The sequence below is a fragment of the Cupriavidus consociatus genome (assembly GCF_017814975.1).
Taxonomy (GTDB): Bacteria; Pseudomonadota; Gammaproteobacteria; order Burkholderiales; family Burkholderiaceae; genus Cupriavidus; species Cupriavidus consociatus.
On the sequence record NZ_JAGIQA010000039.1, the window covers coordinates 19,814 to 34,619 of the forward strand.

Consider the following 14,806-nt stretch of genomic DNA (forward strand, 5'->3'; position numbering starts at 1 on the left):
CCTCTGGCGTAATCTGCCTCGGAATGTCGTTGAATGTCGGCCTGCCCGGCCTTGTCGTTGTGGCCGACCGTAATGTTGATACTTCCGCTACTCGACGCGTCCGGCTGCATGCAGGAGGGCCTACACGACTTTTCTTCGGTTTGCGTGCCGATGGCTTAAGGTGTTTCCCGGCAGAACTGTGCGCCTCCGGCGGGTTCCATACTTCTATGTAGCGCTCGCCGGCAAACGCCGATGTTGCAAGTACCATCGTTACCAGGCCGTAAAGCAGATTCTTGGCCAATATCGTCTCCGCGTTGTGTTTTGGCGACCGCAGCAAGTCAGCATCTGGTCGCGGCGTATTCTCGCACGCCGGGCCGCGAGCCAACTCGGATGTTATCCCAATGAATTCCGTCTCGGTCAGCTCGAGTAGCATACCCTGTTGCCATACCATAGAAGTGGACCGACCAAAGCGAGCAACGCCCAGATCGTCCGCGCCATCTTGTTGGCCAGCGCTACCGTCACTACGTTCTTCGGTCGCCGCTTGCTGATCTGCTCGTCGACCTGACCCGGAACCAGTCCAAGCCATGCCGCAAACTCCCGCCCCGATTTGAACGCTTTCGGATCTCCCATCGTCGCCACCGCGGCTGCCAGCTTGGACACCTCAGACGCCCAAACCGGCCTGCCTCTTATTTTGGCGTGCATGCCTCTCTGTGGCGGTAGGTGTCGGTGATGAAGTCGATAAAGGCGACAGCCGAGGCTACGGCCAATCGGGCGTGACGTGGTTGCAGACCCCGATATTGGCCGTCACGGCCATGCCCGGTGCCGTAGAGACCACGCAACTGTGCCAGGTTGTTTGTCAGCTGAGTGAGGTTACGTAGGATCAGGCGGATGTTCTCCGCACCCTTCGCTTCATCGTTGATTCCCTCTGGGACAAGTTGCAGCTCTTTCGCGATTTTTTTAGTGAGGTCGCCGAGATCCTCGGATTTCGTGAAGCCAACACCCCGCTTGGTGAGAATCGTCTTGCAGCAGGTTTCAACGAGCTCCTTTGCCGTTCCAATGGCTAGCGCCGGGTCCTGCTCCACTGCGTTCTCGACGCGCTCGATCTCCTTGGCCATCCAGCCCGCGTCCAAGGCATCGGCAACGTTCCGGGCGCGTGACACGACCCGCGAGGCATGGTGACTGACTTGACGATAGGCAAACCGGGGGCGGCCCGCGATTCGCTCCTCCTCATAGAGTTCCCAGCCGGCCGGGCGCAATTGCTCGTTGAAATGCAGCACCAGCTTGATCGCCTCGTCCCGGACCGGCCGTACCACGGGATGGACAACTTCGCACAGGAAGCGCAAGAACTGGTCGCTTGTGCCGCCGATCAGGTCGAAGCGATCATCGTTGAAGACCCAGTCGCGATCCCAGTCGTCGTTATTGATGCAGTGCTGCCAGATGTCACCCGCGGCGTCCTGATAGCGGCTGTCGGTGGAAGGCAATCGCTGCAAGTCGAAAATGCGACTCAGGAATTCGACATCATCGAGCGTCCCGCACCAGACGACATTCTCGAGCCGCATGCCATCCAGGATGTTGATGCGGACCTGCCTCGGCAACTCCGCATTTGCCGAGCGCCAGTCCTTGAGCCTCACCTTCGCAGGGATGAGCTTGGCGGAGTACCAGTCCTGAAAGTCGGTCTCCAAGATTGTTTTCAGTCGCGCGCTGATCTGTTCTTCCAGCTGCGCTCGCTTTGCGCCCAGGCGGGCGAACTCCTGCGCGGGGATCTCGATCTGGATTTCCCAGATTTCGGTGCCGCCGTTCCAATTGTCGTAGCCCGTTTGCTCCGCTTTCGCAGGATGTTCTCGCACGAGTCGAGCCGCCTCGCTCATGCCCTCAGCCAAAAGCAGCGCATAGACTGTCCCAAGCGTTTCCTCCAACCGTTCTTTTTCCACGCGGCGCGCCCTGTTTCAAGTGTCGTTCGTCAGAATCACAGCAGTGCGTTCGAGGCGGCGAACAACTTCACTGCGCGTGCCACTGTTGCCCGTGTCTCGACGTCGTCGCCAAGGGACAGGCCTAAATTGTGCCATCCCTTCTGACCACAATGCCCTGCCCTGGCACGGTAAATTTTGTCCCTTGGATGTCCAATAGCCAAATACCACCTAGCTTGTTAAGCAACAAGACACCTTCTAACTTCTCGTTATCTTTACATACGGTTTGCGATTTAAGCCTCACACGTCCGCAAACATCGCTCGGCAAAAACAGATCAACCGCATCTCGCTCGGCCACTCCTACGGAAACTGCCATTACTCTCAATAATGGGCTCGTTGCATTCTGCGCCGCAACGGAGGCGACGAGCGAGATTATCATGAATATCAACGGCAGCGTGCGATTATCGCGAGGAGATATTCCAACCAAGGTGGAGTACAATATTATTTGAACCGACAGTGCAAAATATAAATACGGGGGGTTATCCTTGCTTCCAAGGCTAAACAAAGAGGCGGCGGATATTATAGCAATAAGAGTGCAAAATCCGATGGCTAACAGGTTCCAAACTAACTGTTTCATCGATTCGTTCGGTAGCCGGCCGTTGAAACATAGGAAAAGGCCTACAAGCAGAAATGCAAGCCAAGATGCGCCCCACACATAACTCCAGTGGTCGATGCCGCGAAGCCCATTTGAACTGTTTATCGAGATAGCCGATATTACAATCAACTGCGCGAGAACGATTCTAAGTAACGCTATTTTCAATATGGGCCATCGCGTGGGGCCTGATGAAGGAATTGGACTTTCGCTAGTTAGTCTAAATCCCCAGCCGGCTGCGCTTAATCCGAAACTCATAAAGATGACAAAAAATAATCCCACAATAAAGGTTTCAAGAACTACAAGCGCTCCTTGTCCAAGCGTAACGTCTGGCGAGAATCCAATGGAGAGAAAATAAGATGACAGCAAGAATAGTCCAATGCCAGAACTGCAAGCTGCCACTAGTTTTGGGGATCCCTCTTGCAAAAGAAGCTGCGTCCAGGATGGCGTGCTGGCGTTCGATACGCGGCGTGGGCGCGCATTTGATCTAATCGGATTCATGTTCAAATAATGAGTGCGAGTTCTGAACTGAGGGTAGAATCGCACGATGGACAATTCAGGCGCATATGTAACCGCAAGTTTTAGGACCGCAGTAGTTCAGCGCCACGCCAATAGAACGACAAATCCCAAGCATAATTGCACCCCGCTTTGGGGGTATAAGCAGCCCGGTTGCTAAACGCGGTTGCATTACGTGCCGAAACGCGGTCAGCTTGTCGAGCGCGCCCATTGTGGCCCCCCCGGGTCGCGCGCGATCCCGTGTACCGCGTCACGGTACGTCCGGGCAACCCGTCGAAATTGGGGTGAAGGTCTTGGGAGCATCGTGTCCGCTTAACGAATAGCTGGGCACGTGAACACTGTCGAAGACGCAGACCAACTGCGGGCGCTGGCCATGGATGATGTCAGAAGGGGCGGGCGCGGGGTAGTGAGTTGCTTGAGCCGAGCCCGGCCACCCCTCACAACGCTCCTCTGCAGACGGTCGCTTCCGACATGAAGGGACACGATCTCGCAAAGTGCTGTATATACATACAGTATTCATCTATAATGGACAAGGAACACTATTTGGCGGTTGCTGGCGTACGGCCGCTACGCTGCAGATAGACCGGGGCGGCGATAACGGATAATCTGAGATCTATGTGTGTCAACTTTCCCTACCGCCAAGTCAGATGCGCTGCTCAAAGACGTTGACTATGTTACCCTCAGAAGCAGTAGATTCTGGGCATGAAGAAAAGTAGGGCAAGCTGTCCTGGCATGCGCTGACACAAGAGCCTCCTACCGATATTTTCGCTAACGATGCCGCAAGTAAATCCTCAAATCCTCCGGTGGGCCAGGGAGACAGCCGGGTTCAATCTGGAGGAAGCTGCGAAGGCGCTTCAGATCGGCGGCGCGAGAAGGCCTGCTGACGAGATCCTTCACGCCTACGAGGAGGGAGAGATCTCGCCAAGCCGGCCTCTCCTCCTCAAGATGGCGAAGCAGTATCGCCGCCCTCTGCTTGCATTTTACTTGGCGCATCCTCCTCAACGAGGCGAGCGCGGCGAAGATTTCCGGACACTGCCCTTCGAGCGTGAGCACGAGAGCGCACCCAAGCTGGACGCTCTAGTCCGTGATGTTCATGTTCGGCAGCACCTGGTCCGTGGAATTCTTGAGGATGTAGAGGAGGCAGAGCCCTTGCCTTTCGTCGGAAGCATTACGTTAAAGCATTCTGTTAACGATGCAGCCAGACTGATTTCCGAGAAGCTTCGATTCGATATTGGAGAATTTCGGCGAAGGAAGACGATTGAGGACGCATTTGGATATCTCCGCGGGCTGACTGAAAAGGCCGGGGTCTTTGTCCTTTTGATCGGTAACCTGGGCACTCATCACACAGCATTCAACACCGAAGTTTTTCGAGGCTTTGCCCTTGCCGACCGCGTCGCACCTTTCATCGTAATCAACGATCAGGATGCCAAGTCGGCATGGGCATTTACCTTGCTCCATGAGCTCACTCATATCTGGCTAGGTGCGACAGGCGTTAGCGGGTCGGATTTTGAACAACACATTGAACAGTTCTGTAACGACGTTGCTAGTGAGATCCTTCTCCCAGATCAAGAGCTAGCTCAACTTCGAGGGATCGGCGATGATCTACAAGAAGGCGCGGCTCTGATCGGCGAATTCGCTAGCCGGCGCCGCATAAGTAGAGCCTTGGTTGCGTACAGATTGCTAAAGGCTAATCGCATTCCACTTCGGCTATGGCGTGCATATTCGGAAGAATTCCGGAAAGCTTGGGAAAGCGAAAAGGCTGCAAAGAAGAAGGCCAAGGGATCAGACGACGAGGGTGGCCCGAACTACTATGTCGTCCGCCGCCATAAGGTTGGTGCGGCATTGCTTGACGTAGTTCGTCGGGCGATGGCGGAGGGATTTGTTACCCCTACTAAAGCGGGCCGCGTTCTTGGCGTTCGAGCAAACAACGTAGAAGCCCTTGTAAGGGCCAACTAATATGGTGGCTAAAAAGCTATACCTATTGGATGCAAACGTTCTTATCACCGCACATCGGGAGTACTATCCGATTGATATGGTGCCCGAGTTCTGGGCTTGGCTACTTCACATGGCGCAGGCCGGTATCATCAAGATGCCCCTGGAAACATATGAAGAAGTGAAAGATGGTGGAGGCAAGGTCAAGAAAGATGCTCTAGTTGATTGGCTGGGCCAGGACGAAGTCAAGGATGCCCTTGTGCTCGACGAAGAAGTCCACCCGCCCTTGGTAGACCAGGTCGTCGCTACCTATGCCCCCGATCTAAATGACACGGAAATCGAGCAGCTTGGGCGCGACCCGTTCCTAATTGCGCACGCCCTCACTGACGTCAACAATCGGATTGTAGTCTCAATCGAGGTGTCCGCTCCGGGAAAGAAACGCGCGAATCGCCGTGTACCGGATGTTTGCAGGGATAACGATGTCCAGTGCTGTAATACATTTGCAATGTTACGCACACTCAAGTTCAGTACGTCCTGGCAGCTATAGGCGCTTCCGGCAAGGGATATCGTACCTTTCGTGGAAAGGCGCGATGATCAACTGGAGAGCCGCCGTCAGCAAGGCTCTACTGTTCTTCGCGCAACCAGCGATGTTGCAAAGCATTGATTCGCGATAGCTTTTTGGGCCAGACCGCCAGATTCGTCGCACCCGGAGCGCCACCAGATCATTCTCCTCTTGGTGGCGCTTTCGTTTGGGCATTCCCGGCACTCGCTCATGAGCAGCACCAACCTCGGCCGGTTACGCCCGGTAAGGTGTTGTTGATGCAAAGACGCGCTCGCATAGCTCGGGCTTCCCGACCTTCTCGAGCATTCTCTTTACTGCGGTAATTGCCAGCGGGCTGGATAGCGATGGGCCGAGGAGAATCTGGTGGACAAGCTTTGACAGAGAAAAATCGGGGGCTGTGACCCCATCGATTGGAGCAACCTTGAAGCGAAGCTTTGGCTCTACGCCATGTCGGCAGATTGCATACCATTGAAGGACCTCCTCGCAAGCGCGGACGGCCACCTGGCAAAAAGTCCCAGCGCTCACTGGATCCGAGCGATATTTTGGAAGGGCTAGAGCGCTTGCAGAAGCAATCGTGGCCGCGTAACGGAACCGAAAACTGAAACCAAGCTTCCTGCTGCGAAATCGAACTTGCGCCGCTGGTAGGACAACCTCACCCTGAGCTGCACTGGTCCGTGTCAGGCCAGCACCACTGCCTTACAGGAGTCACGGACGAAGCGCACGAAGCCGTTGAGCACGAACTCAGCACGGCGGTAGCCCATGCCCATGGCCCGCTTGAACGCCAGGAACTGCATTGCGTCGCGAGCCAACCCCCCGACCGGACATCTCAACTTTGCCTGGACAACCGTGAGAGGGGAGCGCCTTCCGTTCAAACTTAGCCGGGCTACGAGCGCTTCTTTTACACTGAAAAACTAGAAATCCGAAAATTGGCTGGACTACGACGTGTGTGAGCGTGGGCTCGCCGCTCGGTCTGATTGTCACGTCGCCGGCGTGCTGGGGAAATTCACTGTCGGCCTGATCGGCCGTCTCCGTCAGCAGCTTCTTGAGATTGTCGACGAAGCCTTGCGCGTCGGACGCAAGACCAATCCGGTCGCAATAATCGTGGAGCAGCGCCTGACACTCCCCCCAAGGCATCAATTGCTGGCGAAGGTCGGCAAAGTTACCCGATCCTTCGATGCAGACGTCGCCGCAGCGCAAATCTCCGGCGAGATGGGAAAACACGCACACCTCCAAGTAGGGGTAATCGTACTTTCCGTGCAAAATCTGGCGGTGAGCCAAGAATTTTCCTCACAAAACAACGCGTTAAGAAACTGTCGAGTTCACCAGCCTCCATCCTTTCGCTGCAAAATCTGGCGTCAACGCTGCCGGCGACGCTGGCCCCAGAGCCCTCCGACAATGTAGAAAAGCACGTTGCAGATTTGTGCGAAAGAGATCACATATTCCTGGTGTCGACTTGCTAGTCGCCAGCGCGGACGAAGTACTTCGTGAACAACCGCTCGGCCTCACCCAGGCCCTCTTCGGTCAGCCACACCGATTTCGCCCGGCTCACCGGATCCCCGATGAGCCCTTTCTCGTGCAAGCGATTCAGCGCGTCCCAGTCAAGGCTCTTCCAGGCACGATTCTCACCGCATAAATTCAGGTAAAGCAGCGCGAGGACAACCTCGTCGACCGCATCGGTATTGATGTCCATTTGCCTCCTCCTCGAAGGTGGCCCTCATGATCCTGCCGCAGCCTGCCAGGGCGCCGCTTCGAGCAGCATGTCCTGGTACTGCTCGACGGGAAATCGGAACGTGCCCCGAAAATTTACATGCGCGGAATGCGCCGGCCCCATTCGGCGCAGCCAATCGTCGTCGACTCGCTGTCCCTTGCCGCGCCAAGCGTCGACTGTCGATTGCATGCGCTGCGTGTTCCATGCAATCACCAGGTTCGTCAGCAGGGTCAGGGAGCCAGAAATCGCGATGATTTCGTCACGACGACGGCCGCGCTCCGGCGTCACCTTGCCCGTGTAGATCGTACGCTGGAGTTCGTGCACCGACTCACCGCGATTGAGTAGCGCATGCATTTCTCGGCGAAACTCGACGTTGCTGAAATAGTCGCACAGGAACAGGGTACGCAGCAGCTTGCCAAGCTGTTCCGCCGCCCGATAAATCGGATCCCCTTGAGCTGCGCTGCCGAATCGCTGCAACGCGACGACGGCGCTGACACGCCCTGACTTGATGGATGCAACGAGCCGCAGCAGCCCGTCCCAGCCGTCGCGAATGGGCTTCAGTGAGATACCATGATCCACTATGGGAGCAAGATCTTTGGCCACCTCCATACCCCGTGTTAGATAGAGCTTGCGCTCCGACAGATTTCGTAGCCGCGGACATAGATCGAAGCCGAGCAGCTTCGACACAGCCATTCCCACGTTCGTATACCCATGCGTATCAACGGCAAGCGCGAGCAGGCCGCCGTCCTCGCGCGTGTCGCTGTGGCGCACTGCCCCTTCGATTGCGACCCCCGCCTGGCGCTCGTTAAGGACGATGGGCTGGTTGTACACGATGCCATGCTGGTCCAGGACGTGCGTGTAGATACCTACTGCATGGGTGCGCCTACGCGGATCGACACGAGCGTAAAACAGATGAGGTGAAGTATCTAGGCTCATCGAGTCGCTCGAGGCTCGCTGGCCAGTTCCCCACAACTCGGTAATGGGGTGCGTACGTTGAAACTCGACCACGCGCGCGTTGGCGCGCGACAGCCGGCCCGACATTTCGAGCACACGCATTGTGTTCGAAATCGCCGCAGCATCGACTTGCTGAATCATGGCGGCAACGCCTTTCGCATCGATCTCGGTGCCGTGTGCCATCAGCGCGCCGTAGAGCGAGACAAGTTCTTTGGCATCGCGTGCCTTCCGCGCCAGCAGTACTTCGCTAAAGCCCGTGTGGACATCCACTTCCATCATGAGATCCGCAAACTGAGCTGTGCCGATCGCCTTGAACAGCAGGTCTCGTGTGCGCCTCGGTATCCCGTCCGTCGGTAGCGCCTCAAGTGTCGAGAGGTGCAGAGCGCCATCCTTGCCGATTGTCACGCGTCCGGCTTCGCGAGCCTCCTCCAGCGCGGCGAGACTGGCCTTCAAATTCTCAGTCAATCGCTCGAGAAAGGGATCCGCTGTAGCTGGTAGACCCAATAATGATAGGTGCCGGTCTCGCTCGGACTCCCATTCTGACGGCGGAATCAACATCTGGTCACGTTCACGAAAGGACAGACTGTGGTTGATCCACACCGACCCGCGGCGCAGATCTTTGCGCAAGCTCGTGATCGCGGCGGCTTCCAGAGCGTGCAGTGCACGCTTTCGATCGTCGCAGTCGACCAAAGCGCGCCAGTTGGCGCTAATCGGGACGCCGTGTTCAATGGGCAACTCCGTCGCGCCGTCATCGCGCAGCCTGGCGATAAGCTCGAGTTGCTGCAGGCTAGGTTCTGTGTCCCGACCCGAGAATTCCAGGCGTGCCGAACCAGATCGGAAACGCGGCGCCCTATTTGATAGAGGAGAGAATCGGTCAACTCGAGCAGCGTCACGCGCAGGAAAAATACCAGCTCAAGAGTGCGCGCCGACCCTTTGAGCTCGCGGGTCTTCACCGGACGGCGCGCCTGAATCCGCTGTGCCCACGCACGCTGCTTATCGATCGGCACGGTGTCCAGCGTCCATGTGTGTACCCCGATCTCCTTGAAAAACCGAATCTTTTCCAGCGTGTCGGTGATCGTCGTCGGACTGTGCCGGGCCGGCGGCGTCTTGAGCCAGTCGAGAACGGTCATGTCTGCGGCGTCGTGTTGGCTCGATAGCGCTGCATCGGCGCGCCTCAGTTGCGTCTCAGGGACGGTCGCCTCGATCAGGGCGAGAGTGTCGCGCTCGATCTCAGCCCAGACTGATCGTCCGAGATCCCGCAACGTCCGGTCGGCGGGAATCAAAATCCTTCGTTCGTACAGCCAGTAGTTCGCGTGCTGGAGCAGTTCGTCGAGCGTGAGTGATTCCTTGGCATTTTTGCGCATCCATGCTTCGAGGTCTGCCCATTGGTCCGGGCCGATTGACTTCAAGCCCAGATACCGGCAGGCCCAGATCAGGTGGTCATAGAGCGTTTTGTACCGGCGATATAGGGTCCGAAGCGATGCAATCGTCGGCGTCGGCAAACCTAGCCGCTGGCCGATGTAGTGGAGCAACTGGCGCGGCAGCGTACTGACCTGGCCGAGGCTATGCCCACTTGCGCGCAGGAATACCAGTTGGATGGCCGCCCCAGCGCGCCGATCGGGCCGAAAGCGCTCACTGAGCGCCGCGACGTCGCTGTCGGTCAGTGCGAAATATCGCTCCACATCGAATTCCGACAGCCGCGTCGGCAACCGGTCACTTCCCACATAGCGAAATCCCAAGCCCGGCATCTCTTGCCCCCATCGAGATGGCGCGATCCGAATCGCGGGCGCATATGTTACGCCCTCCTCTCATTCGTGGCGGTAAACGGGGCGGGGCTTGTCGGAAAGCGTTGTGGACAAAGGCTTTCGGGGAAACCGCCAGATTTTGCACGAAAAGTACGATTACCCCACAACGAAATCCACAACGTCCCGCGTCACGCGGCACCGCGGCAAACTCTGATCGGCCACAACCTCGTGTGGGGCCTTTGGTGACACGGGCCTTGTGCCCGCGTCTAGGAATTCAGGTTCCTATTCGATCAGTTTGAAGGCTAGCCGCGCGGGCGATTTCGATGAGGTCGCCGCCTTCTCCGACGGCATTTGCAAGAATCCCGTGCCCCAGTTCAGCGGCCTGCTCAGCGCCGTCGCGTGCGCAGAGACATCGAGCCAGGCCCGGATCATGTCCGTAACCGGGATGCCGTCACGGAAGACAGCGCCGCGCTCGGCGTATGGCAACAGCTCATACCGGCATCAAAACTGGCCAGGTTCCTAGCGCACATTGGCAAAGCAGCCGGTCCCGATCGTGCGCAGCGCATCGCCGTCGCGTACCACAAAGAGTGCGTCGAGGTGCCGGCGCTGAGCATAATCTCGCCCCGCCTGCGCGCCGAGCACTAGCAAGGCTGTCGCGTAGGCGTCCGCGTCCGCACATATCGGTGCAATGACCGTCACCGACGCAACGGAACTGCACAGTGGCGCGCCGGTTCGGGGATCCATTGTGTGCGAGATACGCGCACCGTCGGTGTCAGCCCAGTGGCGGTAGTCGCCGGACGTCGCGATAGCGGCGTTGCTCAGTTCGATGACGCCCATTGCGGCGTGCCGCTTGTAATCCGGGGCCTCAAGCGCGATCGCCCACGGCGAACCATCCGGCTTGCTTCCGCACGCGCGCATCTCGCCGTCGATGCCGACAAGCCATGAGCCGATCTCGTGCTCACTCAACACGCGTGCAAGTTCGTCGACGCCGAATCCCTTTGCAATGCCACACAGATCCAGCGCAACGGGTCCCCGCTTGCGCACCCGGCACCGTTGCACGTCCACATCGATCAGTTCGTTCACAGACGGGCACGGGCTTACCTTAACCGTGTCAGCCGCGCTTGGGCGAGGTGCATGCTGCTCGCTCGGCGGCCCAAAACCCCATATACCGACAAGGCCGCCGACGCCGATGTTGAAGGCATTGTGCGTATCGCTGCCGATCTCCAGCGCACGTGCGAGCAAAGCCGCGAGATTCCTGGACACCGGCACCCAGCAGTCCAGCTCGGCACGATTCAGCCGCGACAAGTCGGAGCTTTCCTTCCAGTTCGACATCTGCTCGTCAACCGAGCCAACCGCCGCAGCAAGCCGCGCCGCCAGTTCTTTTTCCTCCGTCTTCGGTGACGCATGGAAGGCGGCCGTGTAGCGGGTTCCCATTGTCGCACCGCTCACGCGCCAAAGCTTGAGTTGCGTGTCTGGCAACGCCTCAATAGACATCTTCGACATAGCGTCCCTGCGCTCTCAGTTGTGCGACGGACAAGCCGGTATCCGTCAGAATGCGTTCCCACGCCTGTGCGACACCCTCCGCCATCCTTCGGCCACCGCACACCATGATTTGCGCACCGTGAGCAACCAAAGTGCGCAGACTCTGCGCGTCCGCGATAAGGCGGTCCTGCACATAACTCCGGCTACCGGAGCGTGAGAAGGCAGTCGTGAGTGCCTGCAGCCGCCGGTCGGCTACGAGGTGCTTAAGTTCGGCGTGGTACAAGAAGCCTTCGCCATCGTTGCGGGTACCGAAATACAGGTGCATCGGACGGCGTGCCGCGTTGTGCCGGATAAAACCGATCAGTGGACCAATCCCGGTGCCAGCCCCAATCAGGACCACGGGAGCACTCCCCGCGTCCGGTCGAAAGCGCGCGTTCGGCCGCATGAACGCCTCAATCGTTTCGCCGGGCTGCAGGCCTGTGAGATAGCCGGAGCAAACGCCGTTCGGATGACGCCGCACGCAGATCTCGACGAGGCCGTCCGCTGTCGCGCTCGCGAGCGAGTAGTACCGGGGCGATGTAGCCCCCGGCGGCACGACGCCGAGTAGATCCCCGGTCTCGAACCGAGGCAGCCGCTGCCGCAGCGCGGTTGTCCAGGTTCTTCCGCCCTCGGCAGGCATGAGGCGCAGCACCGAAGTCATATCCTGTGGATCCGCACCATAGTCGTCACGTGAAACGAGCTTGAGCGGTATCGTGGGCGGCAGCAATGGTGTGTAGCGGATATCGAGCGAAACGCCGAGCCTTTCGGCGAGCCCCGCGCACCACTGCCGGAATTCGGGTTCAGACTGCCGGTCAACCGTGCCCAGATCGGTCAGTGCTTCTAGCCCTCTGGCAGTCAGTGCTTCATGAACCGTTCGCGCATAGCCGCAAAAATGAGGAAACTGGCGGTCGCCGAAGCCCAAGACTCCGAATGCTACCCCGCCAGGGATCGTCACGCGATCGAGCTTCGGCAGGAAGCGTGCAGCGCTCTCCGGTGCACCGCCGTCACCGTAGGTCGCAGTCAGGACCATCAGATACCGCAGGCTGCGGCTGCCGGCTGCAAAATCGTTCATCGGTGCGACATGAACGCGAAAACCTGCCCGGGTCAGCGCTGCATGCAGCGCCGAAGCAAAGCCCCACGTGCTATTGCCCTCGGTGCCCAACAGCAACACAGCATCCGCGTCGCGTGCCGGCACGTTGCCGGCGAGCTTCGGCATGGCCCGTCGTCGACGCAGCCACAGCAGCAGGCCGGTTGCAGCCAGCAACGGCACCGACGCCGACGATGCGCCGAGAATCAGACCGAGCCACCATAGTCCTTCGCCCGTGTGCAGCATGCGGACAACCCCGTGCACACGTTGCCAGGCGTCGGCCGGCTGAAAGGCAAGCCATCTGCCTGACGACGGATCGACATAACCGGCGCCGTCCATCGTATTCACTTCGATGATGCTGCTCGGGTCGGCGGCGTTGGCAAACGTCAACTGACGCAGGCTGGAGACATCTATTGCCAGTGCGGGCATCTGCCGCAGTGGCATCGGGGGCGTGGTGATTGCCGAAACGCCGAGGGCGGGCTGCTGCGCACCGCCTTCCGGGATCACGCCGAACGTCGTCAACGACATGACGACCCCGGTCATCGCCGAAAGCGTGAGTCCGGCAAGCGCGGCTCGCGCAGTTTCGTTATGCAACCGCTGCAACCCGTCACCCCGGATCGGGGCCAAGATATGCGACCACCCGCCCATCCGGCGTGCGAGCAATACAAGCCCGGACAACGCGGCGAACAGCATGAAGGCAGCAGTTGCACCTGTGGCGATCCGGCCAGCGTCGCCGAGAAAGAGCTTGCGGTGCAGGTTCTTCAGCCAACGCTCGACAGGCGACGGGCGATAGTCGCCGACGGCCTTTCCTGTAGCGGGATCGATGATCGATGCGCGCTGTTCCCCGCCGGCCTCGTAGTGCGCGATGATCGCGCCTGACGGCCGGCGTGTGAGAGTTTCGACGTCTGGCATCGAGGTGCTCACGCGGCTGGCTAGCGTTGCAACGCTAAGTGGAGCCAGGCTAGGGCGGACACTTGCCTGCTCAAGTGCCGGGTTCACCGACAGCGCGGCGCCTGCCAAGGCGACAATCGTCATCAGCAATGCAGCGATGAGACCGGGGATTGAATGGATCTTGCGTAACATCGGGCACCTCCTCGCCTGCCCCTGGTTACAGTGAATAGCGGAACGACTTCACATTGCCACTCCCCTTGAACGTCTTGTTCGCGCCCGAGGAGGTCAGCGGCACGACCACCTCGGACGGGTACTCCTTCATGTCCTCGACCGCCGTGTCGATGTGGACCTCATATCCGGCATCGATCAGCGCGTCTGACAGATCCAGAGTCGCTCGCAGCGTCTTGCCGGCGCCGACGCTGGCGCCGGTGATGCCGTCCACCTTTGCGGTGCCGCCCGTGGCGCGATACCAGTCGCGCAGGTGCCGGTAGTACTTGGCTTTTTGCCCTGCCACCCACAGCGTGCCCTGATACCGTCCGGCGCGATCGGTGACATACATGGCAACGTACGCGCCATCTCCGCCATAGCTCGACAGTTGCGTTTCGAACAAGACCTGGCGCGCGGATGCCAGTGAAGGCGCGGCAAGCGCGCCGGCAAGCACGGCGATCGGGAAGGCGTGTTTCATCTGGATTCTCCTGATTTGGACAAAAGGGGGGCATCGCACTCATCGCATTGGCCTGCGGCTGCTTCAGCAGGGACAATGCCGATGAGGTACGCGGTGCGTCGGCAATAAGGGGTCAGCGGATCTGGACCTGGGGCTTCGTGCCTGGCTTCATCAAGCTCTCGGGGGGTGCGTCAGCCGGGGGCTTGCCAGCATTCGCGTCCGACCGCTGTCCGCGTGCTCCGCCGTGGTCGGCGTCTTCAAGCTTCATACGGACGACGTCAAGGGTGACCGGATCAAGTTTTGCCTTGAAACGTCGGCCATCGGCATCATGCCCCTTGACCTCATAGCAACCGTCGTCAATCCTGAGCCTGTCGATCTGCCAGCCTTTTTGCCGCGCCACCGTCCGGACAGCGTCTCGCGGCTTCCAGGCGTTCACCGGCGCCTCGCAATCGTCGTTGTCGTGCGCCAGTGCGGGATGGATGCCGGCAGCGCCGACAAGTGCAGCCATCGTGAGCGCCAAGCCTCTGGCTATTCGCAGGTGTTTCATGACTAACATCTCCCGTTTGCATCCTTGGACTCCACAATGCACCTGAAACCTGAAGCCAAGCTTGCGGACACAAGAAATTTTCTTCATGTTGGCGACAGGTTCGCGTGCCAAAGTCACGCGAGACATTTATCAAGGAGCTCT

Annotated in this window: 10 protein-coding genes and 3 pseudogenes; 2 read left to right on the forward strand and 11 right to left on the reverse strand. The window is 58.9% G+C overall.

The features are described 5' to 3' along the window. Positions 1 to 396: 396 nt before the first annotated feature. From J8I82_RS33665 to J8I82_RS33675, 3 genes and pseudogenes are all read right to left on the reverse strand, one after another. Positions 397 to 624: pseudogene (locus J8I82_RS33665) on the reverse strand (transposase); the annotation flags it as partial. A gap of 41 nt (positions 625 to 665) precedes the next feature. Further along, on the reverse strand, positions 666 to 1,910 hold the full coding sequence (locus tag J8I82_RS33670; protein ID WP_284183241.1) for an abortive infection family protein: 1,245 nt from the start codon (positions 1,908 to 1,910) through the stop codon (positions 666 to 668). Positions 1,911 to 2,031: 121 nt separating this feature from the next. Next, positions 2,032 to 2,907 carry a hypothetical protein gene (locus J8I82_RS33675; protein ID WP_209764013.1) on the reverse strand — a complete coding sequence of 292 codons (876 nt, stop codon included), beginning with the start codon at positions 2,905 to 2,907 and terminating at the stop codon, positions 2,032 to 2,034. Between the two features lie 921 nt (positions 2,908 to 3,828). Between J8I82_RS33675 and J8I82_RS33680 the strand changes: the two genes are divergently transcribed. Continuing rightward, positions 3,829 to 5,010, forward strand: a complete 1,182-nt coding sequence (locus J8I82_RS33680; RefSeq protein WP_209764014.1) for an ImmA/IrrE family metallo-endopeptidase — start codon at positions 3,829 to 3,831, stop codon at positions 5,008 to 5,010. A gap of 1 nt (position 5,011) precedes the next feature. After that, a complete protein-coding gene (locus J8I82_RS33685) occupies positions 5,012 to 5,533 on the forward strand; it encodes a DUF4411 family protein (protein WP_209764015.1) in 522 nt (173 codons plus the stop codon). 939 nt (positions 5,534 to 6,472) lie between these two features. On the opposite strand, the pseudogene J8I82_RS39455 reads toward J8I82_RS33685, so the two are convergent. The 8 genes and pseudogenes from J8I82_RS39455 to J8I82_RS33720 form a co-directional block, all read right to left on the reverse strand. After that, a pseudogene (locus J8I82_RS39455) lies at positions 6,473 to 6,784 on the reverse strand (Tn3 family transposase); the annotation flags it as partial. Positions 6,785 to 7,004: 220 nt separating this feature from the next. Next, entirely contained in the window at positions 7,005 to 7,238 is a 234-nt protein-coding gene (locus J8I82_RS33690; RefSeq protein ID WP_209764016.1) for a DUF6429 family protein, read from the reverse strand. 24 nt (positions 7,239 to 7,262) lie between these two features. Next, positions 7,263 to 9,958, reverse strand: a pseudogene (locus J8I82_RS39460) (Tn3 family transposase). Between the two features lie 279 nt (positions 9,959 to 10,237). Beyond that, entirely contained in the window at positions 10,238 to 10,441 is a 204-nt protein-coding gene (locus J8I82_RS33700; RefSeq protein ID WP_245180430.1) for a hypothetical protein, read from the reverse strand. A gap of 33 nt (positions 10,442 to 10,474) precedes the next feature. Next, positions 10,475 to 11,458 carry an FAD:protein FMN transferase gene (locus J8I82_RS33705; RefSeq protein ID WP_209764017.1) on the reverse strand — a complete coding sequence of 328 codons (984 nt, stop codon included), beginning with the start codon at positions 11,456 to 11,458 and terminating at the stop codon, positions 10,475 to 10,477. After that, a complete protein-coding gene (locus tag J8I82_RS33710) occupies positions 11,439 to 13,646 on the reverse strand; it encodes a PepSY domain-containing protein (RefSeq protein ID WP_209764018.1) in 2,208 nt (735 codons plus the stop codon). The genes J8I82_RS33705 and J8I82_RS33710 overlap by 20 nt, the downstream gene beginning before the upstream one ends. Positions 13,647 to 13,671: 25 nt before the next feature. Then, positions 13,672 to 14,139: a DUF2271 domain-containing protein gene (locus tag J8I82_RS33715; RefSeq protein ID WP_011301279.1), complete on the reverse strand. Its 468-nt coding sequence runs from the start codon at positions 14,137 to 14,139 to the stop codon at positions 13,672 to 13,674. A 112-nt stretch (positions 14,140 to 14,251) separates the two neighbouring features. Continuing rightward, positions 14,252 to 14,665 (reverse strand): PepSY domain-containing protein, encoded by a 414-nt coding sequence (locus tag J8I82_RS33720; RefSeq protein WP_209764020.1) that lies wholly within the window; start codon positions 14,663 to 14,665, stop codon positions 14,252 to 14,254. Between the last annotated feature and the right edge of the window lie 141 nt (positions 14,666 to 14,806).